Source organism: Algoriphagus confluentis (genome assembly GCF_036245625.1).
Taxonomy (GTDB): domain Bacteria; phylum Bacteroidota; class Bacteroidia; order Cytophagales; family Cyclobacteriaceae; genus Algoriphagus; species Algoriphagus confluentis.
Genome location: NZ_BTPD01000005.1, coordinates 100,933 through 126,936, shown reverse-complemented (window position 1 = coordinate 126,936; position 26,004 = coordinate 100,933). Strand labels below are relative to the sequence as shown.

Annotated in this window: 17 protein-coding genes and 1 pseudogene; 10 read left to right on the top strand and 8 right to left on the bottom strand. The window is 46.1% G+C overall.

What is annotated here, in order from left to right:
- Positions 1-23: 23 nt before the first annotated feature.
- A complete protein-coding gene (locus tag AAA943_RS08840; RefSeq protein ID WP_338223864.1) occupies positions 24-1,061 on the bottom strand; it encodes a patatin-like phospholipase family protein in 1,038 nt (345 codons plus the stop codon).
- 305 nt (positions 1,062-1,366) lie between these two features.
- On the opposite strand from AAA943_RS08840, the gene AAA943_RS08835 reads away from it, so the two are divergent.
- The 4 genes from AAA943_RS08835 (at position 1,367) to AAA943_RS08820 (ending at position 4,808) form a co-directional block, all read left to right on the top strand.
- The gene (locus AAA943_RS08835) at positions 1,367-1,738 is read left to right on the top strand and encodes a VOC family protein (protein ID WP_338223863.1); all 372 of its coding nucleotides are present in this window, start codon (positions 1,367-1,369) and stop codon (positions 1,736-1,738) included.
- A gap of 74 nt (positions 1,739-1,812) precedes the next feature.
- Positions 1,813-2,967, top strand: coding sequence for an aspartyl protease family protein (locus AAA943_RS08830; protein WP_338223862.1), 1,155 nt, complete (start codon positions 1,813-1,815; stop codon positions 2,965-2,967).
- A gap of 11 nt (positions 2,968-2,978) precedes the next feature.
- Positions 2,979-3,830 (top strand): CHAD domain-containing protein, encoded by an 852-nt coding sequence (locus tag AAA943_RS08825; RefSeq protein WP_338223861.1) that lies wholly within the window; start codon positions 2,979-2,981, stop codon positions 3,828-3,830.
- A gap of 12 nt (positions 3,831-3,842) precedes the next feature.
- A complete protein-coding gene (locus AAA943_RS08820; protein ID WP_338223860.1) occupies positions 3,843-4,808 on the top strand; it encodes an NAD(P)-dependent alcohol dehydrogenase in 966 nt (321 codons plus the stop codon).
- Positions 4,809-4,835: 27 nt separating this feature from the next.
- On the opposite strand, the gene AAA943_RS08815 is transcribed toward AAA943_RS08820, so the two are convergent.
- Complete coding sequence (locus AAA943_RS08815; protein ID WP_338223859.1) at positions 4,836-6,197, bottom strand: M20/M25/M40 family metallo-hydrolase; 1,362 nt, start codon at positions 6,195-6,197, stop codon at positions 4,836-4,838.
- A 247-nt stretch (positions 6,198-6,444) separates the two neighbouring features.
- Here AAA943_RS08815 and AAA943_RS08810 point away from each other — a divergent pair, with 247 nt between their 5' ends.
- Positions 6,445-9,255 (top strand): PQQ-dependent sugar dehydrogenase, encoded by a 2,811-nt coding sequence (locus AAA943_RS08810; protein ID WP_338223858.1) that lies wholly within the window; start codon positions 6,445-6,447, stop codon positions 9,253-9,255.
- 55 nt (positions 9,256-9,310) lie between these two features.
- On the opposite strand, the gene AAA943_RS08805 is transcribed toward AAA943_RS08810, so the two are convergent.
- Positions 9,311-10,237: a C1 family peptidase gene (locus AAA943_RS08805; protein ID WP_338223857.1), complete on the bottom strand. Its 927-nt coding sequence runs from the start codon at positions 10,235-10,237 to the stop codon at positions 9,311-9,313.
- 209 nt (positions 10,238-10,446) lie between these two features.
- Between AAA943_RS08805 and AAA943_RS08800 the strand changes: the two genes are divergently transcribed.
- Positions 10,447-12,834, top strand: coding sequence for a DUF1549 domain-containing protein (locus tag AAA943_RS08800; protein WP_338223856.1), 2,388 nt, complete (start codon positions 10,447-10,449; stop codon positions 12,832-12,834).
- Between the two features lie 173 nt (positions 12,835-13,007).
- Positions 13,008-14,435 carry a DUF1501 domain-containing protein gene (locus tag AAA943_RS08795; RefSeq protein ID WP_338223855.1) on the top strand — a complete coding sequence of 476 codons (1,428 nt, stop codon included), beginning with the start codon at positions 13,008-13,010 and terminating at the stop codon, positions 14,433-14,435.
- Positions 14,436-14,589: 154 nt separating this feature from the next.
- Here the strand turns inward: AAA943_RS08795 and AAA943_RS08790 are convergent, their stop codons facing one another.
- Positions 14,590-15,180 (bottom strand): hypothetical protein, encoded by a 591-nt coding sequence (locus AAA943_RS08790; RefSeq protein WP_338223854.1) that lies wholly within the window; start codon positions 15,178-15,180, stop codon positions 14,590-14,592.
- A gap of 170 nt (positions 15,181-15,350) precedes the next feature.
- On the bottom strand, positions 15,351-16,685 hold the full coding sequence (locus tag AAA943_RS08785) for a hypothetical protein (protein WP_338223853.1): 1,335 nt from the start codon (positions 16,683-16,685) through the stop codon (positions 15,351-15,353).
- Between the two features lie 194 nt (positions 16,686-16,879).
- Here AAA943_RS08785 and AAA943_RS08780 point away from each other — a divergent pair.
- Positions 16,880-17,194 (top strand): annotated as a pseudogene (locus AAA943_RS08780) (DUF1501 domain-containing protein); the annotation flags it as partial.
- Positions 17,195-17,337: 143 nt separating this feature from the next.
- Entirely contained in the window at positions 17,338-17,922 is a 585-nt protein-coding gene (locus AAA943_RS08775) for a YceI family protein (RefSeq protein WP_338223852.1), read from the top strand.
- Between the two features lie 135 nt (positions 17,923-18,057).
- Here AAA943_RS08775 and AAA943_RS08770 read toward each other — a convergent pair whose 3' ends face one another.
- Positions 18,058-19,578, bottom strand: a complete 1,521-nt coding sequence (locus AAA943_RS08770; protein ID WP_338223851.1) for a Fic family protein — start codon at positions 19,576-19,578, stop codon at positions 18,058-18,060.
- Between the two features lie 287 nt (positions 19,579-19,865).
- Between AAA943_RS08770 and AAA943_RS08765 the strand changes: the two genes are divergently transcribed.
- The gene (locus AAA943_RS08765) at positions 19,866-22,280 is read left to right on the top strand and encodes a penicillin acylase family protein (protein WP_338223850.1); all 2,415 of its coding nucleotides are present in this window, start codon (positions 19,866-19,868) and stop codon (positions 22,278-22,280) included.
- 7 nt (positions 22,281-22,287) lie between these two features.
- Here the strand turns inward: AAA943_RS08765 and AAA943_RS08760 are convergent, their stop codons facing one another.
- Together AAA943_RS08760 and AAA943_RS08755 are read right to left on the bottom strand one after the other, a co-directional pair.
- Entirely contained in the window at positions 22,288-24,963 is a 2,676-nt protein-coding gene (locus AAA943_RS08760; protein ID WP_338223849.1) for a TonB-dependent receptor, read from the bottom strand.
- Positions 24,964-25,109: 146 nt separating this feature from the next.
- On the bottom strand, positions 25,110-25,946 hold the full coding sequence (locus tag AAA943_RS08755; RefSeq protein ID WP_338223848.1) for a GLPGLI family protein: 837 nt from the start codon (positions 25,944-25,946) through the stop codon (positions 25,110-25,112).
- Positions 25,947-26,004 lie beyond the last annotated feature (58 nt).

The window sequence follows — 26,004 nt, the reverse complement described above, 5'->3', positions numbered from 1 at the left end:
TCATGGAGGGCCATAGTGAAGGATTAAGCATTTTTGATCAGCTTTTGGGCAATTTCATCGAGTTGGCTTTCAAAGGCCATAACGGACAGTTTTCCGTCTTCGTGAAGAGCCTTTAAGTTTCTCAGATCGGCTTTATCCATATCCGAACTGGCATTGATGATCTTTGGCTCTATCCGGTAGTAATCCTCACAGTTCTTACCGGAGAGGGTACTGTATATTTTGGCCAGCTGGTAATCCACCGTCTCGGAGTTACCGCTCATCATGATATCAATAAGTGGCTGGACCCATTTGATCAGTCCCGCATCTTTAAACTCTTTGAAGTGATAGGGAGTCTTGACCGAGCCTGTCCCCATGGATACGATCATCATATCTTTTGCACTGGGCTTGGTAGGTTTTTCCTGGTCGTCAAGAAGAGTCTTGAAGTCCAACTTTCTACATTCCGAGTAGGCACATAAGGCTGGATTATTGGCAAAAACCCCACCGTCGATCAGGGTATGAGGCGTGCCGAAAATCGAATAGACATGGGCAGGTTCAAAATAGGTCGGAGCCGCAGAAGTGGCCCGGGCCACATCCCTAAAATAAAAATCATGGATTTCACTCTGCGCATCCGAACTGGTGAAAAAATGGGCCTTTCTGTTGCGCATATCGTAGCTGGTCACCAAACAGGGTTTTTTGGACTGACTCAACCGAATCTCCCCAAAGTAGTTCAACAAGGCTCTTTCCAGCTCCTTTTGGGAATACCTTTCATCTCTTAGCCCTCCCATCCTCTTGATCTTCTCTCCGATGGACACATCAAAAATCTCATCCCCCTGATCCAGATAAAGATCAAGGGCATCCTTGGCAGAAAAACGATAGCCTCCATTCTCGTCGGGGCAAAGCATAATCAGCCCCAAAATACCCCCTGTGCTGGTCCCTGCCATAAAATCAAAATACTCTCCGATTTTGGCATCTGGATTTTTGGTCAAATCCTGGATTCTTTTCTCCAGGTGAGTAAGGATGGTCCCGGGAAGAATCCCTCGGATTCCCCCTCCATCGATGGATAAAATTCTGACTTTTTTCATACGATTAGTTTTGGTTTTTAAAGGCCAAATGAAATCTGACAAGTTGGAAAACCATCACTTCTTGACGGTTGAATCTTGCTCAATTTCATGGCTGGAATATGGGTTGGTTAAAAGAATCATTTTCCCAAACTGAAAGAGAGGCATTTCAAATGGCTGATTGACATGCGATCACTTTTGACTTGGAGTTCCTAAAAATCAGGATTGAAAACGCTAGCAAAAAATAGCTTTTAATCTCCTTAATTCCAATTGATTACCTATTTTGAGCCAAGTTTTATCCCAATTCAAACCACCTAACTCCTACTTCTATGTCTCTTGGTGCATTTTCAGTCAGCCTTTCTGTCAAAAACCTCGAAGCTTCTAAAGCTTTTTATGAAAAACTCGGTTTTCAGGTCTTTGGAGGCTCCGAGTCGATGAATTACCTAATCATGAAAAACGGCGATGCTTTGGTAGGTCTTTTCCATGGCATGTTTGAGAAAAATATGCTCACATTTAATCCGGGATGGGATCAAAATGCCCAAAACCTGGATTCCTTTGCTGATGTCAGGGAAATCCAAAAAAGAATCAAAGCAGCAGGAATCCCCCTGGCCCAAGAAGCCAATGAATCTTCTGTCGGACCGGCAAGTTTGTTGATTTTTGACCCGGATGGCAATCCGATTCTCATCGATCAGCATCGATAATCTGCACTGCTCCCTGCATGATTTGAGAATATTCAATGCCTTTATTTCTTTCCGGCATAATTCATTTTTCCTTGATGATGAACACAAAAATGGTTTCTTTCTATGTATTTCTCTTAGCAATACTCTTTTCCTTTCCGGGGTATGGAGACCCAATGGATTCTGTTTCCACTTTTCCCTTTCACTTGGAAAATAAGCTCTTGGTCTTTACCGGCAAGATGAACGGAATAGAGACACAATTTGCTTTTGATACCGGAGCAGGAATGGGTCTGGCAAACAGCCTCAGCAAACCCACCGGAAGGCTCAAAATCAAAGGAAAAAAAATCAAGATGAGAGACTCCAACAGGCAGGTCAAAAAAGTACCTACAGGCCTGACCGATGAAATACAAATAGGAAATTATCGGATCGAAAAAGTGAGAAGTCTGGTCAATGACATGACTTTGCTCTATTGCCTGGATTACTACCTTCTAGGCTCGAACGTAATCAATCAACTCAATTGGGAAATCGATTTTGATGCCATGCAAATCCGGGTTTCTGCCCGGCCATTTCCGGTGGAAGAAGAGGATTTAACCTTTAAAGTGACTTATGCCGGAAATCGACCCTTTGCCGAGATGGAGCTTCTGGGCAAAAAGTATGAGCGGATTTTGGTGGACTTTGGCTACATCAAGGTGATGGACTTTGACGATCAGGAAGAGGCAGTTCAGAATTTTCTGGCTCAAAAAGACAGCTTGGGGCTCAGTAACCCCCAAATCACCACCTCTATGGGTGCTTTGGGTTCAGACACCTATTCTTCCCGGACTATCCGGGTAGATAGCCTGAAGTTGGGAGAAAAATACCTGTCGGGAATTCCTATAGATTTTGAAAAAACCTCAGGTTCAAAGATAGGCTTGGGCTTTTTCCGGGCCCTGACCACCAAAACCATCATCAATAGCACCGATTCTACCTATGCATTAAGGCTCAGGGCTGAGCCTGAGTTTGAAAAGTCCACTCATCTCGGGGTCTTCTATTCAGATGGAAAACTAATCGTCCGGGGCAAACCGCTTGGCCTTACTCCCAATGACGGTCAACTTGAGATCGGAGAAGAAATTCTGAGCATTGACGGAAAAAAGGCCTCGGATTTCCCATCGGAATGTTCATTTATCGAATGGTCCTTTTCCAGAACACCCAAAGAGCTGGAAATCGTCAAGCTCGACGGAACCCGACTGATTTTTCCCCAAATTGAGTTGAGATAAATCTTCCTTTGGTGAATTCAATCCAAAAATGGCCATTCCGGAGAAAAAAGCTAACTTTTGACATGCTTTCCCCAACCGACACGAAGGAATCTATCCGTGATTTTTTCCTCATTCGCCAGACCCGCCTGAGCTTCATGCTCAGGTATTCCCGCAGAAAATTCAGCCAGTCGGCATTTCATCGGTTTCGGGTTGAAATCAAGAAATTGAAAGCAGTTTTGGCAGTTTTGGAGGAAGAATCGGTCGAGTTTTCAAGAAAAAAAACTTACGCTCCCATTAAGAAACTCTATGCTCAAGCAGGTCGGGTCCGTGAGCTTCAAATAGAAAAAGAATTGATTCTTTCGCAAATTCAGGCCAATCAACTTCCCGAGTTTTGCAGGAGAATGAACACGGAAATCCAACAGGAAAGGGATTCTTTTTTTGAGATTAGGACATGGAAAGCCCGGAAAAAGGCAGAGCAAAGCTTGGGAAAAATTGCCAAAGAAATCGAAAAGCTCAAGAAAATCAACTGGCTGCCCACCATTCAAACTAGCCGGAAGAGGATCAAAGCTTTGATCCAGGAAAGCATTGGGCCAGAAAATGCGCATGAACTCCGCATCCAGCTCAAATTGAGTAAAAATGCCCTGGAAATGCAGGGATTTCCTGCTCTTCAACAAGCCGACCCTCAGGAAGAAGAATTGATGAAGTTATTGGGGGACTGGCATGATTTGGAAGTATTGGCCCAAAGAATGAGCCCATCTCCCTGGGCAGGGACACTCCCCGCGCCTGAAAAGAAGATTTTGGAAAAAGTAATCCAAACCCTGAGCCTCCAAAAATCAAGGCTCTTATCAGAGATCCAATCCAAAGCTCCTTCCCTACTAACCTAAACCAAAAATGCCATGAAAGCTTGCCTACGACTAAACTATGGTCCACCGGAAACCTTCCAGGTAGCTGATATATCCAAACCTGCCCCAAAGCCGGATGAAGTTTTGGTTCGAGTCATGGCAACCACAGTCAATCGGACGGATATTGGTGTTTCCACAGGGAAACCCTACGCCATACGGGCATTTACTGGTCTTTTCTCTCCAAAAATCCCGGTTACAGGTACAGATTTTGCCGGTGTGATCGAAGAGCTAGGAGCGGAAGTAACAGACTTCCATGTCGGAGATCGGGTTTGGGGGTTTGACGACAACGGTGCCGGTACCCATGCAGAATATGTGACATTTCCCATATCCAAAGCCATGCTGAAGATACCGGAGGGAGTGGACTTTGACTTCATGGTCGCCTGCGCAGAAGGGACACACTATGCAGTCAATTTTATCAACAAGGTGAACCTTACTCCAGATATGCAAGTATTGGTAATCGGAGGCACAGGAGCAATCGGTTCTGCTGCTATTCAGATTTTAAAAGCAATGCAAGTTCAGGTGACAGCGGTCTGCTTTGAAGCAGATCTGGAAATAGTAAAAGCCCTTGGTCCAGACCGGGTGATTGCCTTGGAACGGGAAGCATTTACCAGAGATTTGGGAGCATATGACTTTGTATTCGATTCGGTAGGCAAAAGTCGCTTTTCCATCTGCAAACCGGTACTCAAGGAAAAAGGGGTGTATATTTCCTCCGAGCTCGGTCCCAACTGGGAAAACTTGGCATTTGCGCTAAAAGGTAGGTTTGCCAAGGGTAAAAGAGTGATTTTTCCAATCCCTTCGGATATCCCTGCCAGCATGAAGACTGTCACAAAACTGGTGGAATGGGGAAAATTCAAACCTTTGATGGATTCAAGGAAATTTACTCCCATCCAGATTAAAGAAGCCTTTAGCTACGTAGCCTCAGGTAAAAAAACCGGCAATGTAGTCCTACATTGGCACTGAACCTCTTTCAGCTTTTTTTGATTTTTCTCAAATCCCTTCCTGCTCGATCAGATGTACCAATGCAGCCATGGCAGCTGCACCCAACTCCAATTCCCGCTGATCAACCGCCTCGAAAACATCCGCTTCGGTGTGATGGTAGTAAAAATACCGTTGCGAATCCGGCTTAAGCCCGATCAAAATCGGCCCCTGATCCCGTAGAGGACCAATATCAGCACCTCCACCCGGTCTATCCAAGCTCCAAAGCTGGTAGGGTCGGAGCAAATCTGCCCAAGAGGTCAACTTACCTCGCTGGGCCTCTGTCCCACTTGAAGAAAAGCCAATGGGCAAAAATCCTCCCGAATCCGACTCCAGGGCCGCAATATGCTTTTCTCCTTTTTCCTTGGCTACCCGGGCATATTCCTGACCGCCACGAAGTCCGTTTTCCTCATTCATCCACATCACTGCACGGATGGTACGCTTAGGTTTCCAGCCCAATTGCTTGTAAAGTCTGAGCACTTCTATTGCCTGCATACAACCCGCCCCGTCATCGTGGGCACCTTCTCCCACATCCCAGGAATCCAGGTGTCCGCCCACGGCAATGATTTCCTCAGGCTTTTCGGTGCCACGGATTTCCCCGATCACGTTGTAAGAAAGCTTCTCGGTTTTCATTTCCCCATGGGATTCGAGATATACTTTCAGGTCTTTTTGATCTGCAAGCAGTTGGCTTAGCAATTCCGCATCGGCCGTGCTGATCGCCAAAGCCGGGATTTTTGGAAAATCAGGATTGTAGCGCTGATTTCCGGTGTGGGGAATATCATTGATGGTATTGCTCAGCGAGCGGACCAAGGTGCCGATGGCCCCTAGTTTGGAAGCTTCTGCCGCACCTGAACTCCGCTGTGCATTGGCACCGCCATAAGCTTGAAAGGTGTCGATAAGTTTGGGGTCCATGGGCCCGTTGAAAAAGACGATTTTACCTTTTACTTTTTCTCCCAAAGACTGAAGTTCCGGAATACTTTTTACCTCGACTACTTCCCCAACCAGCCCTTTGGCTCCGGTTCCCTGTGTATTCCCCAAAGCCAAAGCATTCAACTCCACCGTGCCGTGCTTTTCGGAATTGACGATTTTGACCATGTCCTTTCCACCTCGTTCCCAATGCGGAACCATCACCGGTTGCAGATACACTGTATCAAAATCATAGCTTTCCATGAGTTGCTTGGTCCATTCCACCGCAGCGGCTGCTCCGGGTGAACCTGCGAGTCGGTTGCCCACGACCTTGCAGAGGTAGCGGAGATTTTCATAGGTATGTCCGGAGGAAAGCTCGGCATCGTAGATTTTTCGGAGATTGGATTCGTGGTTTTGACCGAATGCGAGAGACGGCACAAAGGCTAAGGCAAGGAGAAATTTCTTCATGCGCGAAGTACTTTTTTGAAAAAATAGAAAAAGGAAAATTGTCCTGAAAATGATTTTGACCAATGGTTATTTTTCTTTTAGGCTTCTGTCTGGACTTTCTTTCGAAAAAGTAGTTTTACTCCAAATAATCAATCAATTCCATCGCTCGCTCATCCCCAAAATTTACCGAAACAGCAAGAGCGTTTGGTATTTACCCTCCTTTTGTCCAACATTGAGACAATAGAAAAATTTCCTTTATCTGAAACCTATGCGAAACAATTTACCCTTGAGACCTTTTTGGGCCTTGCTGATGGGATTAGTAGTTTTTGCCTGCAAAACTGACCCTTCAGACAATCCCAAAATCAAACCCGAAGACAACCGATTCACCAAAGTCGTCCTGACCGAAGGCATGGATGAACCCATGGAAATGACCTTTCTTCCCGGCAATCGGGTCCTTTTCGTTGAGCGAAAAGGTGGGGTGAAAATCTTGGATGAAAACACCGGAGAAGTGACTTTGGTCGCCACCATCCCTGTCAACACCAAATACACCAACAAAGCCGGAGTCACCCGCGAAGCGGAAGAAGGCCTGATGGGTGTGATTGCCCATCCTGACTATGCCAAAAACAACTGGATCTACATGTACTATGCAGATCCAACCGATTCCAAGCACGTTTTGGCACGTTGGGAACTCAAAGGAAACGAACTGGTCGAATCCTCCAAAAAGATTGTCCTCGAAGTACCTACTCAACGCGAGGAATGCTGTCACACCGGTGGTGGGATGGTCTTCGATGCAGAAGGAAACTTGTACCTGACCGTGGGCAACAATACGGTCAATCCAAGAGAAGGCTCTTCCAATTTGGACGAAAGACCCGGCATGGAAAATTCTGATGATCAGCGCGCTCCGGGAAATACCAATGACCTGAGAGGTAAAATCCTCAGAATCCATCCCGAGGATGACGGTTCTTACACGATCCCTAAAGGAAATCTTTTCCCTGAGGGAACAGAAAAGACCCGTCCGGAAATCTACACCATGGGGCACCGGAACCCTTGGAGACCAACCCTAGACAGCAAGACCGGCTACCTCTATTGGGGCGAAGTGGGACCGGATGCTTCAGAAGATTCCATTTGGGGACCCAAAGGATATGACGAGTTCAACCAAGCCAAAGGCCCAGGATTCTTCGGCTGGCCGTATTTTATCGGGGACAATTTTCCTTACAACCGTCACAATCATGCAGACAGCAGCTATGGTGCCCCTTTCGATGTCAATGCCCCTGTGAACGAATCAGTAAACAATACCGGTTTGCGCGAGCTGCCGACACCCGTGGTACCGGCGATGATTTACTATCCCTATGGTACCTCTGAAAAATTCCCTGAATTGGGAAGCTCAGGCCGAAGTGCGACCGGTGGACCGGTTTTCCGCAAAGCCGATTTCAAAAAAGACGCGCCTTATGTGTTCCCTGCCTATTACGAAGGCAAATGGCTGATCGTAGACTTTATGCGAGGCTGGATCTTCGCAGTGACCATGGATGAAAATGGGGACTACCAAAGCATGGAGCGATTCTTACCTGCTGAAACCTTCAGCTCGGCAATCGATATGGACTTCGGGCCGGATGGTTCGCTGTATATCTTGGAGTACGGTTCGGCTTGGTTCCGTGGCAATGCCAATTCCAGACTGATCAAAATCCAATACAACCGAGGTAACCGTAAGCCAAATGTGAATGCAGTGGCAGACAAAACAGCCGGCGCGACTCCATTGACCGTCAATTTCTCTTCCGAAGGCACCAATGACTTTGACGATTACGATCAAGGAAACCTGAGCTTCGAGTGGAAAATCACCAAGGATTCCGGCTTCAACCAAACCTTGACCGAGGCTAACCCCAACTTCACTTTTGCAGAAGCAGGCACCTACCAAGTGACCTTGACCGTAACCGATACCAAAGGCGAGACCAATTCCACTTCACTGGAAGTCACCGCCGGAAATGAACCTCCCGTAGTCAGCATCGACTTCGGCGGACTCAATCGAAGCTTCTGGTTTGGAGACAAGGAGTTGGCCTACAGCATTTCAGTAAGTGATAAAGAAGACGGTGGTTCGGCAGATGGGAAAATCAAGCCTGAAGAGGTAGCGGTCACCTTTGATTATGTGCCGGCAGGATTTGACCCGATCGAGGTCGCTTCCAAGCAAAGCGGAGTGGAAAGTGCCGCCATTTTGAACTTGGGCAAAAATCTGATCGAGCAAAGCGACTGCAAATCCTGTCATCAATTCGCAGAAAAATCCATCGGGCCAAGCTACCAAGCTGTGGCTGAGAAATATCCGAATTCGGAGGAAAACACCAAGTACCTAGTAGGCAAAATCATCAACGGTGGAGCCGGAGTTTGGGGTGACCATGCCATGAGCGCCCACCCATCCCTAAGCGAGGCCGACGCCAAGCGCATGGTAGATTACATCTTGGCGATGGACGATGTTCAGGCCAATATCGCTTCGCTTCCTTTGAGCGGAAAAGTGGATGCTGTGATTCCTGAAGGAGAAAATGGGCAGGGTAGCTTCTTGCTAAGAGCCTCCTATTCCGACAAAGGCGGAAACTCCATCGGTTCACTGAACGGAGTGGATTTTGTGGCTTTGAAAAGTCCATTTGTCGATCCACAGACTTCTGTTGATCGTAAAGGTGTCCAACTCCTGACTACTCCTCGAGTCAGCTTCCTGATGGCAGGTGACAACTCCCATTTTGCCTTGAAGGGAATCGATCTCACCGGAATCCAGCAAATCGAAGTCTTGGCAGCGGTCACTGAGCGAAACGGAGGCATTGGGGGAGCAGTGGAAATCCGTCTTGGTTCTCCGACCGGGGAAGTTCTTGGAACTTCCGATAAAATTGGCAGAAAAGATGGCGGAGGATTCCGACCGCCTCAGGGAGTCAGTATGCAGGAATGGGTTCGAATGAATGCCAACCGTGCAAAGATTCAAATCAAACCAACTTCAGGCGTACAGGATATCTATTTCATCTTCAAAAATTCAGAAGCCAAAGGAGATCAAGTCTTGATGGGGATTAATGAAATTGAATTTAAAAATAAAGTAGAAGAGTAACAGCAGTCAATCACCCCAAAAAGCCCCGAATCGTAAGTTCGGGGCTTTTTTATAATCAATTCATCACGACCAAAGCCTGACACAAGACCCGAAAGGGATTTTGGAGGTCAAAGACATTTTCAAAAGCAGCATAATCCACCCATACAAAGCCCTGATCTCCCCAGCCTTCTCCCCAAGAGTTCACTAGTTTGAAAGCGTTATATTGATCCGAATAGCCAACTACAAGCATCGCATGAGCTCCATAAATCTGCTCCTTTTTGACCTGATGTGGACGGTAGGCGCTTAGACCTCTTTCATCTTTTTTCCCAAACTCCGGATCCAAGCCCATCGCCACCACGATCGGTTTTCCTTGAGTCAAAAGGGTCTTAACCTCAGCGACCATATTTTCCCCTGACAAAATAAGATAATCTTTCATTTTGAAGTTACTGGCATTATCCCGCTGTTCGGCTGTCGGTTGCAGATTGCATCCAGTGGCTTGGTAGGGAAAAACTTCCCATTCACTGGCGCCTTCATCCACCAATAGCTGAAGAGACTGGATGATTGACGTCCCTTTGCATTGTCCTTTAGTAATTTGATTATAAATGTAAGAAGGGCTCAAGGAGACCGATTGAGTCCGGGCTGAGCCTTGACCGAAATTATACAGTAGACTCCTGCCATAATAGGCAGTAGCCCAAGCGGTGCAAGATCCCAACCTTCCCTGATTGCCTACCTCAGGTAGAAAAATTGACAAATCAAAGGAGGCAGGTAGATTTTCGGGAATACTCAGGTTTTGCAGAGTTTTGAAACTTTCAGGAACACCTCCCAAAAAACCATAACAATAGGAATTTTCACAGCCCATCCAATATTCCTCCCCATCCTCGGCAATAAAAACCTCTCCGTTTTGAGTCAAAGGATCTGTACCTAGGGCTGTTGCAAATTCATTTTTTTCAAAGCAACCTGAAATCAGAAAAAGAAAAACCGGGAAAATCAAAAACCTACGCATATGGAATTCATTTAGTTAGTGTCATGACGGCCTTACCGCCGGTTTCGCTACTTGGCTCCAAATAAAAAATTGATATTTAGGTTTTTCACCTAGTAAAGGACTGTTTTTAGACGTGAAAGCCTTATATTTTTCGAGTATAATCTCATTCCATGATTTCTTCTTTGCTCCATGAACAAGTCACTTTATTCCTATTTCATCCAATCCTTGGAATGGGATTTTCAATTCTTGAAAGTGGCTTTTGGTTAAGCCAACTTTTCGGCCGACTTCACCCCATGCTGGTTCATTTTCCAATCGCCTTGCTTTTGGTGGCAGCCGTGATGGAGCTGTTTACATTGAAAAATCCCCATCATTCATTTCGATCCGGCATTCGCTTTTTGGTCGTTTTGGGAGCGGTCACAGCCGTTCTTGCTGCCGCAATGGGTTGGCTGTTGGCAGAAAATGAAGGCATCACAGGAAGTACCCTAGATCTGCATCGGATTATTGGCTTGGTCAGTGCAGGACTGAGCGTTCTCCTTCTGGTTTTGCTGCGAAAAAGTGAACTCAATCCTTCTACTTCAGCAATCAAAACCTACCGATCCGTCCTGTTTCTCAGCAGCATCGGAGTTGGAGCAGCTGGCCATTTCGGAGCGGCCTTGACCCATGGAGAAGATTATTTGACCGAGGTATTCCTTCAAAACTCGGAGCAGGAAGCGCCTCAATCCTTGACTGTGGATCTGGCCAATTTTACTTCCGAGCTTTCACCGGAAAAAGAAATCCAACTCGTAACCAATGTCCGGTCAGTCCTCGCCCACAACTGCTATAAGTGCCACTCAGGGGCTAAAATCGAAGGAGACTTGCGATTAGATGAAAAGGAATTTGTATTTGCAGGAGGCGAAAATGGTCCCATCATCATCCCAGGAAATCCAGATCAAAGCGAATTAATCCGTCGGATTTCCCTCTCCAAAAACCACAAAGACGTGATGCCTGAAAAGGGCAAACTCCTCAACAAGGAAGAAATACAATTGCTTACACTTTGGGTGGAAAAAGGCGCACCTTGGCCCGATGGAGTAGCTCAGCAGTCCGTGTATCGGGTGGCCGCTTTGGCACCTCGTAAACCCAAGCTTCCTCCAGCCAAACCGGGATTGGAAAATCCAATTGACCGTTGGGTAGATCAGTATTTTCAGCAAAACCAACTCTCTTGGAATACCCCTGTGGATGATCGGACCTTTCTACGAAGAACGTCTCTTGATATTATTGGGCTTTTGCCTTCTTCGGAAGAATTAGCTGCTTTTCAGGCAGACACCAATCCCAACAAACGAGAAATCTGGATTCAAAATCTACTCGGTCGAACTGATGATTACAGCCAGCATTGGCTGACCTTTTGGAATGATGCGCTGCGAAATGACTACACCGGTACCGGCTACATCACCCGTGGTCGTTTTGCCATCACGGATTGGCTTTACACCTCGATTCGGGACAATAAGCCCTATGATCAGTTTGTTAAAGAACTAATCAACCCCAACGAAAAATCCAAAGGCTTTATCGAAGGTATCCGCTGGCGAGGGACCGTCAATGCCTCTCAACGTACCGAAATGCAAGCCGCCCAAAATGTGGGGCAGGTTTTGCTGGGCTTGAATCTAAAATGTGCCTCCTGTCACGACAGCTTTATCAGTGACTGGAAACTGGAGCAAGCCTATGCTTTTGCCAATATTTTTGCAGATTCCACTCTGGAAGTAAGCCGCTGCGAGCAGCCTACCGGCAAACTAGCCCAAACCCAAATCCTTTGGGAGGAACTCGGAGAAATTGATTCCCTAGCCACCAAAGCAGAGAAACTCCGCCAACTTGCCGACCAACTTGTCCAACCTGCCAACGGGAGGATGTACCGCACGGTGGTCAACCGAATTTGGAAACAGCTGATGGGCCGAGGCATGGTAGAACCCGTGGATGAAATGGACAATGCTCCCTGGAGTCAGGATTTGCTGGATTGGTTGGCGGTAGATTTTGTGGAAAATGGCTATGACCTCAAGCGACTGATCTATCAGATTACTACTTCAAAAATTTACCAAAGTCCTTCAGTTGCTGTTTCCTCTGCCGAAAAGTTGATGGCAGAAGACTTCAAATTCCAAGGAGTTATTCGTCGTCGAATCACGGCGGAGCAGTTTTCAGATGCTGTCGCTGAAATTTCTGCCCCACTTTTTGATTCAGTCGAAGTCAAATTCCGTCCGTACCAACTGATTCCCGAGGCGAATACCAATCTAAGTTTTGCCAGAGCATCTTTGGTAGCTAACAATGAATTTCTAAAAGCACTCGGTCGTCCAAATCGGGAAATCGTCTCCACGAGTAGAGATTCCCAAGCAAGTCTGCTTCAAGCCCTGGAGCTCAGCAATGGAGAGAAACTCAACAAGGCTTTGGTTAAAGGAGGCGAAAAATGGGCAGAGACATTCTCAGATCCGGTGATTCTGACGGAAAATCTCTACGCCAAAGCCCTGCTCCGAAAACCAAGTCCCCAAGAACTGGAAGTTGCCCAAAAAGCTTTGGGACCCAAACCCAGTCCAGATGCGATACAGGATTTACTTTGGGCTGTTTTCCTCTTACCTGAATTTCAATTGATTTATTGATGAAATTATCTTAGACCTATACTACAGGACCAATTGTGAAATTCCTCTTTTTTCCTTGGACGGAAGACATAAGACGGAAGAAAACCCTTCGGTCTTCGGTCTTCCAGCCCACAATGTTAAAGAGGACTACAAATTTCTGAATTTTGAAAATAGTTAATAAAGAACTATAGCCTATGAAAACCTTACATACCCGACGCGACTTCCTCAAGAAAACCAGTGCGGCAGCCATTGCCACTATGGGTATGAGTGCTCCATTGGCCGGATTGCTTTCCTCCTGCGAAAGCAAAATACCGACCACCGCCGACTCGGTGATTCTCCTTTTCATGGCAGGAGGGATGGCCCATACGGAGACCTTTGATCCTAAAAAATTCACTCCTTTCAGAAAGGGAATGGAAGCCAAAGAAGTGCTGAGTACTTTTCCTTCTATCCCGACCAAACTGGATGGGATTTTCTTTTCAGAGGGACTTGAAAACATCGCCTCCGTAATGGACAAAGGCACTTTGATCCGATCCTATCAAGCGGCTGATCTGGGACACATTCTGCATACACGCCACCAATATCATTTTCACACCTGCTACGAACCGCCACAATCCGTGGTCGTTCCGCATTTGGGAAGCTGGATTGCCAAGGAAAAAGGCCCGCTCAATCCGGTCATCCCTCCCTTTATCAATATCGGGCAAAATTTCTCCGTCGGAGAAGGAGAAGAATTGAAGGCCTTTCATTCAGCAGGTTTTCTGGGTTCGGAATATGGGCCCTTTCTCATTCCTGATCCTTCTGCCGGATTGGAAGCGGTGAGACCGCCTGTGGGGATGGATTACAAGCGTTTCGAAGGGAGAAATCAGCTCTACAATGACCTCGTCGCTGCCAGTCCGATGGGAGAATTTGGCTCGGATTACCAAAAAGAATCTTTGAAAAGATCTATGGAACAGGCCTACATGTTGCTCAATTCTCCCGAGGCAAAGGCCTTTGACCTCAGTCAGGAACCCAAGGAAAGCTATGAGCGATACAATACCGGAAAGTTTGGCTTGGGCTGTCTTTTGGCCAAAAGGCTAGTGGACCAAGGGGCCCGCTACATCACCGTGACCACGGAGTATGTGCCGTTTTTCGGTTGGGATACCCATGACAATGGTCACACCCGACTCAAAGACATGAAGAAAATGATCGATGCTCCTATCGCCCAGCTCATCAAAGACTTAGACCAAAGTGGAAAATTAGACAGAACGGTAGTAATCGTAGCCAGCGAATTCAGCAGAGATATGCTGACCGAGGGAAGACCGGACCTGAAGGTGCAAGACCAAGTGGAAGTGCCGGATATCATCGAAGACATGAAAAACTACGGCATGCATAGGCATTTCACGGATGGTTGCTCGATTCTGATGTTTGGAGGAGGAATCAAGCGAGGACATGTTTTTGGCAAAACAGCCGACGAGCGTCCCTGCAAGACCATCGAAAATCCGATCAAAATCGACAGCATTCACCAGACCATTTATCATGCTTTGGGTATTCCGCCCGATAAAAATTATGAAATCGAAAAGCGGCCTTTCTACACCACTCCCGATGGACATGGGAAAGTAGAGTATGGATTGTTGGAAAAAGGCTAATTCGTACTTATTCAATAAAAATCAAAGAATCATAAAACTGACATTTATAAGTTTAGACTAAACTTGTACTGAAAAATTTATCCTACACCCTATACGTTATTAAAATTTGAATGAAAAAAGCCGATTCAGATGAATCGGCTTTTAACGTCATAATTTACTGCTTGTCCTCATTCTTCAATCTAAAACTGTGGAATTTATAGCCCAAGGTTAGGCTGAGAAAATTCCATCTATTCTCAAATGGATAGCTTTGCCCCTCTACCCTTATTTCTCTGGAATAATAGGATGTGGGTTGATATTTGGCCCAAAACACGATCCTTTGCGCAAATTCAAGTGAACATCCAAATACAAAATTGGCTGTAATGGGCATAACAGAATTTTCAAAAGAGTTGTAAACCAAAGATAGTTCTGGTAAACCCCGGTAAAATTCATCATCTTGTTCTTTAACAATATTGGCCGAAACATTCAGTCCTCCAAAGGCATTTAATCTAAGTTTTCCGATTTCAAGGAGCTTCACTTGAGGTAAGATCTCCAATGAAAGTCTACCAGTAGGAGGCCCTCCGGCCTTTGTTTCAAATAAGCCTGGCACATTGGGAAATACCGGTTTACTCTGGTCATAGAATGCATATCGAGTAAATACCCGTGAATAGGTCACCTTATTGTGAAGTGACAGTCTATCGGAAAATTCAAATTCATAGAAAAGACCAAACAGCCTCGTCGTTGTGGTTCCGCCGCCTACTGGTTGCACAATAACATTTCCAATTTGATTGACATTGCCAAAACTATTTTGACTCACTTGACCAAATTCTAATCCAAAAGAATGCTGCGAGTAGACCTCCAAATGAACTATTAAACAGAGAATGCAAATAGTTAGCCTTTTCATTTAGGTAGCAATTTTTTTGTGACTAAAATGATTTATTAAACCTGAAAAAATATTCCGCTTGTGCTGTACGTGAATCCATCTGTACCTATTTCATCGCAATATTCGACGACCGATTCCCCAAGATCATCCGTTCCATCTGTGATAGTTCTGGAATAACTAACGTTACTTGTTACAGAATTATTCGCATCAATTTTATAAGTATTTGAAAAAGAGTAATTACGTGTTATAGTTGTTCCTGGATCATACTCAGTCCAAGCAAAAAACATATTTTCTCCATATAGACTTCTATTCCAAGTTATGATTTCTGCGTTATCATAAACCCACTCAGTATCACAAGTGAATATGCCACAATCCCTAACATCACTATTGTCTAGATAGAAGGTTTTAGTAATTGAGAATGGATTCCCGTTAAGCGGAGCAACGGTAATTGCAAGTTCGATTTCTAAATCCCCATTTATCCACTGGTCTTTAACAGCATCAAAGGTATTCATGTCTTTTAGTTTGAATCTATATAGCCTCTCCTTACCAGGTCTATTTTCTCGCTCACATCCTATACTAGGGCCAGAACCAATAGGCCCTCCTCCTCCACCAATGATACAGGCGTTGTTGGATTCCAAGACATCTTGTCTCATGTAATATGTATTCAGCTCATTTTCGAAAACAGCTTCTGCAAGCAATGGGCAATCTTCTAAAATTCTTTTTGTTTCAATTGGATTCTTCGGGATTGCCATTAATCTTTCATTCTCACTAATCACTATTACTGGCCTTGCCGGAGGGTTATTGGCATCAAGCTCAAAATAGTTGCCTTGTTTATCATAAGCGGGGATTATATCATTTTTCATGTCAATTGGCACGTAGGCAACGAGGTAATCTTGATCAGATGAAAAATCGATTTCACCAGAAAGTTCAGGCATATAAACTTGGAGAAGGGGATGGATTCTGGCTATAGAATCTAATAGATTCTCAGCATTTGTCGCTCTTTTCGAATTTAAATCCTTACCTGAGATAATTAAACCGAAGGTTCTAGCTCTTTTGTTCAAATCACCAGAATTAATCCCCACTGATTCATTTCGATTTTGTTCTATAAGAAAATTAAAATCTCCATCAATTTTCTCATTTGCTTTTGTTCTTAAAAAATCAATAACTCCAGAGTCATCCAAACTCGCCGCTAAATTCTTGGCCACTCTTGAGGCTAGTTGGTTTTTTAAGGAAGTTGAATATGGTAAATTACTTTCGGTAGGTAATTGAGTTGAAGGATCTGTATCTCCAAGTAAATCTTCATGACAAGAAATGAGTCCGAAAGTAATCAAAAATAAAACCAGCCCATTAAGGAACTGTACTTTTAGAATCTTGTGCTTTTGTGCTTTCATATTTTTTTAAATTTTTTCTGTAAACCTAAAGCTCCAAAGTCTCAGAAAAAATACCCTATATAGGGTATTTTACTCCTGTTTTTATGTTTTTCTAGGATAGATTAAGGATTATTTTGGAAAGAGATTTTATGAACCTTTGGTTTTTTACTTGATTTCTGGATTAGCATAAATGAATGGTTAACACAAGGAAAGTGGTCCAAGACCAAGTGGAAGTACCCGATATCATCGAGGACATGAAAAACTACGGCATGCACAGGCATTTCACGGATGGTTGCTCCATCCTGATGTTTGGAGGAGGAATCAAGCGAGGACATGTTTTTGGCAAAACAGCCGACGAGCGTCCCTGCAAGACCATCGAAAATCCGATCAAAATCGACGGCATTCATCAGACCATTTACCATGCTTTGGGTATTCCTCCTGACAAAAATTACGAGATCGAAAAGCGGCCTTTCTACACCACTCCCGATGGACATGGAAAGGTGGAGTATCGATTGTTGGGCAAAACCTGAGTTTCCAGCCAAAAAAACCTGATTTCCACCACTTATAACATTCTGCTAACCAAAGATTGGGAAGGCGTTAAACATTTTGAGCAAGTAAGAGTCTAATGCTCGAAATTCTCCAAACCGTTTGAAACAACCAAAACAAGCTCAACATGAAATTGATTACCGCGCTTATCCTAAGTCTTGCAGCTTTTTTTTCGCTAACCGAAAATCCTGCACCTGCCACCGTCAACAAAGCTGAAAGCCAAATTCGATGGGAAGCTTCCAAAGTCACCGGCACTCATTGGGGCTACGTTCCCATCAAAAATGCCAATCTCGATGTAGCAGAAGGTAAAATCACCGGTGGTTCCTTCGACATGGACATGGTCAACCTGACCGTGGAAGACCTGAAAGAAGAGCCTTCCAAAGGCAACCTGACCAAGCACTTGAAGTCTGATGATTTCTTTTCTGTAGAAAAATTCAACACTTCCACCTTCAAAATCACCGAAGCAAAAACAAGCAATGGAACTGACTACACCATTTCGGGGACTTTGACCATCAAAGGAATAAGCCAACCGATTTCTTTTCCTGCGAAAGTGACCATGGCAGGTGGTAAAATGACCGCAACCGGCCAAATCACGTTTGACCGCACCAAATATGACATCAAATTCCGCTCAGGTAACTTCTTCGAAAACCTAGGCGACCGGATGATTTATGACGAGGTGAAACTTGACGTGAAATTGGTCGCATCTGTTTGATAGGATTCAAAAATTGAGGCTGTCTCAAGGTGGGGTTTGTCACATTGAGCGAAGTCGAAATGTGGCCCAGATAACTGGAACCTGCCTTCGACTCCGCTCAGGCTGACATTAGAACGAACATTTGACAGCCTCTTTTTAGTTTTCTACCAAACTCGCTAAAAACACCGCAAAGGGACGAATATTTTGGTCTGTACTCGCGGACTCCAAAGCACTCATGTATTCTTCCCTGCGCGTCACCGGCACAATCGTCCAGGGATAGCCTCCCGAAGCTATCAGTAGATTCATCAAGAATCGGGCAATCCGACCATTTCCATCCACATAGGGATGAATATAAACAAAGGCAAAATGACCCAATACGGCTCTGACTGCCGCGCTTTTTTCTGATGAAAGCAAGTCAAAATACGCTGGCATCAGGTCCCTCACCTGCTCGTGAGAAGGGGGCACATGCTTGGATCGGCGGATAAATACCGACTGATTTCGATAGCCCGCAAGGTCCGAAGCTCGGATAATCCCTGCTTCCACACTCGGCGCAAACAGCTCCCGATACCAAGTTCGATGGGCCTTTTCGGCTACCTGACCCGATTCTACTCCGGAGAGCACTTCTTCCAAGGCCTTTTTGACAGATTGGAATGCCTGCCAATAGCCTCTTGCGGCCATGGCATCCCGATGCTGTCGGTCTGTATCGTGCAGCTCCGGCTGCCAACTCCCTGCTTTGATCCGCTCAATCAAATCCGCGGAAACACGATAGCCCTCGATCGACAGGGAATTGTATGCATCATTGACGAAGAGCTCACTGACCCGCTGCAGGTAGGCCGATGAATCCTGGGGAAGACCCGGTTCGGATGGAAAAATCTCCAAAACTGTCTCCCGCATGCTCATCCACATCAGCTGAAGCCGATTGACATGAGGCAAAACCTGTCTCGAAGGTATCAGCAGCGTACTCGGACTGGCAAATGGGTCCTGCTCACTAACCGCGTAGCCCACACTTCGCATCCCTGCCAAAATATCATCCGCAATCGCATCCCGTCCGATATTCCGAAATGCTCCCGCCAATCGGCCCGCGACCACGCTGTGTCCCCCATCCAGCAGCCTCCGGAGCAAATCCGTGCCATCCCGAAAAGTACCCAAGACGGCTCTGGCATCCACCGGATTATTTCGAAAAAAAGGCTCTGGGCAGTAAATCATCGCAGATTCCAAGGTAAACAAGCGAAGGCCATGAGGATCAATCACCAGCTCTTCATTCTCAGCAATTCGCGCACGCGTCTCAAAGATGGAGGTATCATGAGGAAGGGAAGTGGTCTGATTTCTGGCACTTGGAGCACGCACCAAAAGCTGTCTTGGCACGGTCAGATTACCTGCATGGAGGATGACTGACTGCTCCGGAGAAAGGCTCCACTCCTGCCCAAATCGCTCATTGAGGTAGGCTGCACAGAAATACCAGAAGGAAGTATACCAGGAAGTACTCTCTCCTGCCGGTTCATCAGGTCGGGTCGGGATATACCATCCCCGCATCACCTCCTTCAAAAAACCCGACCTGACCAAGCGCTCACGATGGGTGCGGCTAAGATCGGATGATTTGACGGCGATCTTTTCTACTTCCTGAAGGTCTTTGAGTATCGTCAGAGAGTTAGCAAGTCTTTCGGAGATCGTAGCCATTACCTTTCAAATTTATTCAAAGGTAATTTAGCTTTTACGGTTTTACAACTTTTAGCTTATATTGTTATATTAATTTTAGCTTTTAATGATTTATTATTCTTAGCTTTTAATGAATTTTTAACCAATCCCCACCCTGAAATGGAATAGAAAATCCAGCCTTAGCGAATTTTAAACGTGTTAAGGAAAAAGAAAACGACGCTTATATCTCTACTTTTCAAATATCCTTTTCCTTGGATGGCTTTGCACTTTTCTCTTTTATTTCAAAATTGAAAGAAAACCACCACCCCATGAATCACAGAAATCACCTGCTTTCCTTTGCGCTTGCTTTTCTTTTTTTCTCCTGCTCTGAAAAAAAAGAAACCAGCCTCCCTCACCTCCAAGCCGAGGTCGAAGTCATTCGGGATGAAAACGGGATCAATCATATTTTCGCCCAAAATGAAGAAGACCTGTTCTTCATGCAGGGCTACTTGGCGGCCAAAGACAGACTCTTCCAATTTGAAATCTGGAGAAGGCAAGCCACTGGAACGATGGCAGAAATCCTCGGCGAACGGGAATTGGAGCGGGATAAGGGTGTCCGGCTTTTTAAATTCCGAGGGAAAAAAGAAGCCGAACTTCGACATTACCATCCCCGGGGAGTGGAAATCGTGGATGCTTTCGTGTCAGGTGTCAATGCCTACATCACAGAAGCTAACGCCAATCCTGAAACCCTCCCGAATGAATTTCAAATGCTGGGCATTCAGCCCCAACCTTGGACTTGGGAAGTGGTGATCTCGCGGCATCAGGGACTTTTAGAGAATGTCGCCGATGAGTTAACTATCAGCCGGGTAGTAAGTAAAATCGGTCCTGAAGCTGCCGAGAAGCTTTACTTTTTTCACCCCAACAAACCCAATTTGAATCTGGATCCGGAAATCCCGCAAGAACTCCTCTTCAAAGATATTTTAGCGCCCTATCAGGCTTTTCGAGGTCGTGTAGAATTCCAGCCGGAAGACCTTTTGCCCGAATTCCGGGGAAAAGATAAAGAGGTAGAATTAGCTTTAGCTGAGTTTCAGATGGAGATGAAAACCACCTTGGAAGCGGATGCATTTGCTCAAGGATCCAATAATTGGGTGCTCAGTGGTACCAAAACCGAAAGTGGTTTTCCCTACATGGCCAATGATCCCCACCGATTGCAAGCTGCTCCTTCGCTCCGCTATTGGGTGCACCTGAATGCACCGGGTTGGAATGTGGTCGGTGGCGGAGAACCTGTCATCCCGGGCGTCTCTATCGGCCACAACGAGTACGGGGCTTGGGGCTTGACGATTTTCTCCACAGACAATGAAGACCTTCGCGTGTATGATATCCATCCTGAAAACCCATTCCAATACCGCTTTAAGGGCGAATGGCTGGAGATGAGCAAGATCATGGATACGATCAAAGTCAAAGGACAGGAAGACCGTATTGTCACCCACTATTACACCCTGCACGGCCCTGTCACATTTATCGATAAGGAGTTAACTAAAGCGGTTGCGGTTCAATGCGCTTGGCTGGAACCGGGTTCGGCCCCTTATCTCGCCAGTCTGAAAATGGACCAGTCTCAAAACTGGGAGGAATTCCGTGATGCCTGCACGTACAATTTCATCCCTGCCGAAAATATGGTTTGGGCAGATCGGGAAGGAAATATCGGTTGGCAGGCCACGGGAATAGCTCCGGTTCGGAAGGGGTTTTCCGGTCTCGTAGCTACGATGGGTGATGGCAGATACGAATGGGAGGGCTATTTGCCGATAGCAGACCGACCTCATGCCTTCAATCCCGAATCGGGTTTTATTTCCACCGCCAACCAAAATGTGGCCCCTTCCGATTATCCTTTTCCGGAAGCACTCGGCTACGAATGGGCAGATAATTTCCGCGGAGAACGAATCAAAGAAGTCTTGAGTCAGGACAAAAAGTTCAGCTTGAAAGAAATGGGCGCTTTACAGAATGACTATTTGGCTTTGCCCGCCAGACAGCTTGTTCCCTTTTTGGAAAGACTGACCCTGAAAAGAGATCGTGCCGACTCCCTTCGAAAGGCTTTGCTTTCTTGGGATTACATTTTAGCCCCGGAATCCATCGAGGCGGGTGTCTATGTGATGTGGGAACGAGAGTTGAGGAAGAAAGCCGCAGAAATCGCCGTTCCCGAAAATGTACGAAGCTTGGTAGGAAGTATAGCAATGACGCGGGTCATCGAATGGGTGAGCAATCCTTCCCTGATTTTCAGCTCCAATCCTGAGCAATCCAGAGACGCTTGGCTGGCAGAATCCTTTTCCTCAGCTATTTCGGCGCTGGAAAAGAAACTCGGCCCGAATCCTCAAAACTGGCAATACGGTCAAAAAGACTACAAGCATGCTTTGATTTACCACCCTTTGGGCAGAATCGTGTCCGAGGAGTGGCAGGCCAAATTGAATGCAGGCCCTTTACCACGAGGTGGATATAGCTACACACCGGGTGCCAATGCCTATGGAGACAACAATACCTCTGGGGCCTCCTTCCGGATTTTGGTGGATACGGAAGATTGGGAAAAAACCCGAGGCATCAATACCCCGGGCCAATCCGGCAATCCCGAAAGTCCTTTCTACAAAAACCTCTTCCCGGTCTGGGCAAAAGATGAATTTGTATCCATCCCCTATTCCAAGGAATCGGTGAAAAGTAAAGCAGCTGAGGTTCAGGTCTTTTCTCCAGGAAAATAACCCCGTCCTACAAATCAAACTTCACCGTCAGCAAGCCATACCTAGGCTGGACGAGGTAGGAAAAGGTGCTGATCAGGTTTTCGTTGAAGCTGTCTCTTCGGATGGATCGGGTATCCAGAATATTCCAAACGGACAATTTGAACTCCCAAGGGCTCTTTTTCCCCTGATAAATCAAGAAAGCATTCAGAAAATCGAAGTCGCTTTGGGTAGATACCGCCTTGTTCAGGTAAGTATTGTAAGTATAATCCGCTTTTAGCTTCAGCCCTTTCACAAGGTCCAGATCGATTTCCACCTTGGGGCTATGTGTGGTAAAGGTGTTTTCAATCGGTCCAGAAGTGTAACTATTGGCGGTGAAGGAATAGCCCAGATCAACCTCCAAGACCTTAAAGAAAGTCGTGGTCAGTTTGGTGTCGTAGGTTTGGGAAAATTGCTGATTCTGAGTGAGTCTTTCGTCCAAAATCAAATTGGTGGAAAAGGCATTCCACTGCCCCCCTACTTCGAATTTGAGCTTGTTCAGGGATTTGTCCATTCGCAAATCTCCATTGAGGGTTTCGTTGACCGGTTCAATATTTACCAAGGAAAGCAGGCGATTGATCCCCGAGAAATCCGTGGTGCCGGTGATCTCATCTCGCTTTCGGCTGTAATTCAGATTACCGAATACAGTCAAACCTGAAAACATATCGAAGTGATTATAGCTCAGGCTGTGATTGGTAAAAATCCCATTGTCCAGTGCCCGGTTTCCCTGAAAAATCGCATTGTAATCCTGCAGGACAAAGCCCTGAGCCAGTTTTTGGATATCCATAAAGTTGGCTTCTGTCTGGTATCGATAGGTCAGGGATCGGTTGGATTTCACATTCCACTTGGCATAAAGGCCGGGCAAAGCGAGGATTTTGTCATAGTTCAGCTCATTGGCAAACTGCTGATCTCTCCAGGCATAGCGGTGGAAGTAAACCGAGGGACTGATGATCCATTTTTTCCATTTGGTCTTCCAAGTCATCCCCAAGTACAAGTCCTGAAGTCCAAACTCATTCGCATTGTCAAACTCTCCAAATTCAGCCTCGGAGTTTTCTTGACTGAGACTTCCATCTAGGGTTTGGGCTAGATTCTGGTAGCCTAATGTCCAATTCAGATGGTTCGTCGGATTGAGAATGTAGTAGTAATTGAAGGCTCCCTCCAGGGTCTGAGTGGTGATTTCCTGATTTTGGAAAAAGCGGTAAGATTCCCGGTCGCCAATCGGATATAGGCCCAGTAAAGGTTTCAAATTGGTCTGTAGATCGAAGAGTGGGTCGTTGAACTTGCGTTCGGCATTGAATTCCGCAGAAAAGACATGCTGCTCACTCGGGGCATGGAAATAGTCCAGCCGATGCTGCCAACTGTAAGGGTCTCTGGAATTGATGGCTCCGATGTTTTGGACATTTTCCCCGAAAATGGAATTCAGCAGGTTGCTGTTGTCGATGGAAGATAATTTGCCAAAAAAGCTGTATTTCAGATAGGTTTCTTCTTTGGGAGTGAAGGTCAGGGAGTATTTCCCGAGACCGGATTTATTCTCTACCCGACTCGCAGAGTTGAGGGTTTCCTGGGTATTTTCCTCGGCATTCAGATAGGTTCTCAGTGAGCTGCTTCCCAGTTGATTGTCGGAGGCCGAGGCAATCAGGAAGCCGGAGTGTCTCCATTTTTTACTGGGAGAAAAATTGAAATTCAAGGCTCCCAGGTGGGTTTTCAGATCAAAGGCATTTGTTCGGGAAGCCAATGGGATTCCCAAATCCTCACTGCTCATCTGAACCCGGGAACCTGCTCTCCCACCCAATCCTGCCATTCCTCCGCTAAATCGGAAATAGTCCTGCAGCGTGAAAGTCTGCTCTCCCACATTATTGCTTCCGCCGATCAGGTTTACATTAAGTTTGGGCGCGTAGTAGAAGGTATTGGCATGACCCAAATACCGCTCCTGAGGTCCTGCCCCTGCCGTCAAGTCTCCAAAGACCAAATTCTTTTTCCCTTCCTTCAGCTGGATATTCAGGGCTAAAGTTTCGTCATTGTCCAAGCCCCGAACAGGGGAAATCTCATTGAAATTTTTCAACACCTGCACCCGATCCACGGCATTGGCAGGAAGGTTTTTGGTGGCCAGCTTGGTGTCTCCGTCAAAGAAGGTTTTCCCGTCCACAAGCACCTTGTCCACTTTTTTGCCCTGAACTTTCACCTCTCCATTTTCATCCACCTGAAATCCCGGAAGCTTTTCCAGCACATCTTCCAGCTTCCGCTCATTTCCCGTGGTAAAGGCATCCGTCTTGTAAGTCAGCGTATCTCCCTTCATGGTAACGGGAAGCTCGGACACCACTTCAACCAAGCCCAACTCCGTATCGGCCTGCTCCAGGACTATCAGCATGGGCTTTTCGGAATCCCATTCCTTGATTGCCATTTCAAACTGTCGAAATCCGACGAAAGAAACCCGAAGCAAGTATTCTGCCCCTGGAGCAAGTGTAATTTTAAACCTTCCTTCGTCATTGGAAATCCCAAAGCCCCCGATTTTCTGAGTGCTTTGGTTGATAGCAACCACGTTGGCATAGGGAATCGGACGATTGAGCGAGTCTAGCACTTGACCGATCAGGGGTTTGCTTTGGCCGAAGGCCGAAAAAGCAAACCCAAAGAAAAAGGGAAGAAGGATCAGTCTTTTTGAAAAAAGCATGTTGGTTTAGTCTTCTGAAGTGGTAAAGTTGGAAGGTTGGAAAGTTGGAAAGATGCTTTGACTCTGTAAATCCTCTGGCAAATCGAGAATGGACAGGATTATGACTTTACTAAGCCGGACATCGGTCAACCGACATCGGACTTACATCAATTCCCAATCCGTATCGTAAATTGATTTCCGTCTCCGGGCTTGCCTTGATAGCGGTTCATCATCTGCTTCATGCCTTCTTCCTGAACCGCCCGAAATTCTTCCCTCGTCACTTCCTTGCCTCGCTTAGGGCGAATGATGGCCACAGGTTCAGCGGATGGATTGAGCTCGATTTTTTCGCAGATCAACGTTCTTCCTGAGTTTTGCACCTCCAAAATCAAACCCGGAAGGCCAAAGAAATTTTCAGGACCATGCGGCACAGGGATGTCCGGGGTAAACCAAGCTACCACTTGAATGGTATCTTTCACTTTTTCCATTTCAGTCATTCCGGTAGAAAATCGCTGAGAGTCGATGATTCTCGAATAGGTCGCTTTTTGCGCGGTGTAGTTACCGATTTTTTTGGTTTCACCGGTGAGTTCCCATTCAGCAGGTTCAAGAGCATCTTTGATCAAAAATTCCTTACCCATCACGTCCTGTTCCTGCTCGTAGGCTAGCTCAGCGATGTTTTTATACAAAATCCTATCCTGACTACCAGTATTGATCACCATGGTCATCCCTCCGGAAGAAGCCGTAGCCGGACCTCCACCAAGGCTCTCGACTTGCTTCCAATTGGACTCGATGGAAGTAAAGGAAAGTACATACTCCCGCTCCATCTGCTTTTTGAGTTGAGCTTGGATTTCGGCCATTTGCTCAGGAGCCATTTTGGTAGAGTCCATTTGAAGCTTGATTTGGGAAGAGGACTTATAATAGGCACGTCCGGTAAGTCCTTGGGCCAGACTAGTAGTGAGCGTTACCGTCCACACTAGGACCGAGGCGAAGAGAAGTTTGAGTTTCATAGCTGCTTATTTTTATTTCACAAATCAAATAGAGTGATGGCAAACACTGCGTTAAGCA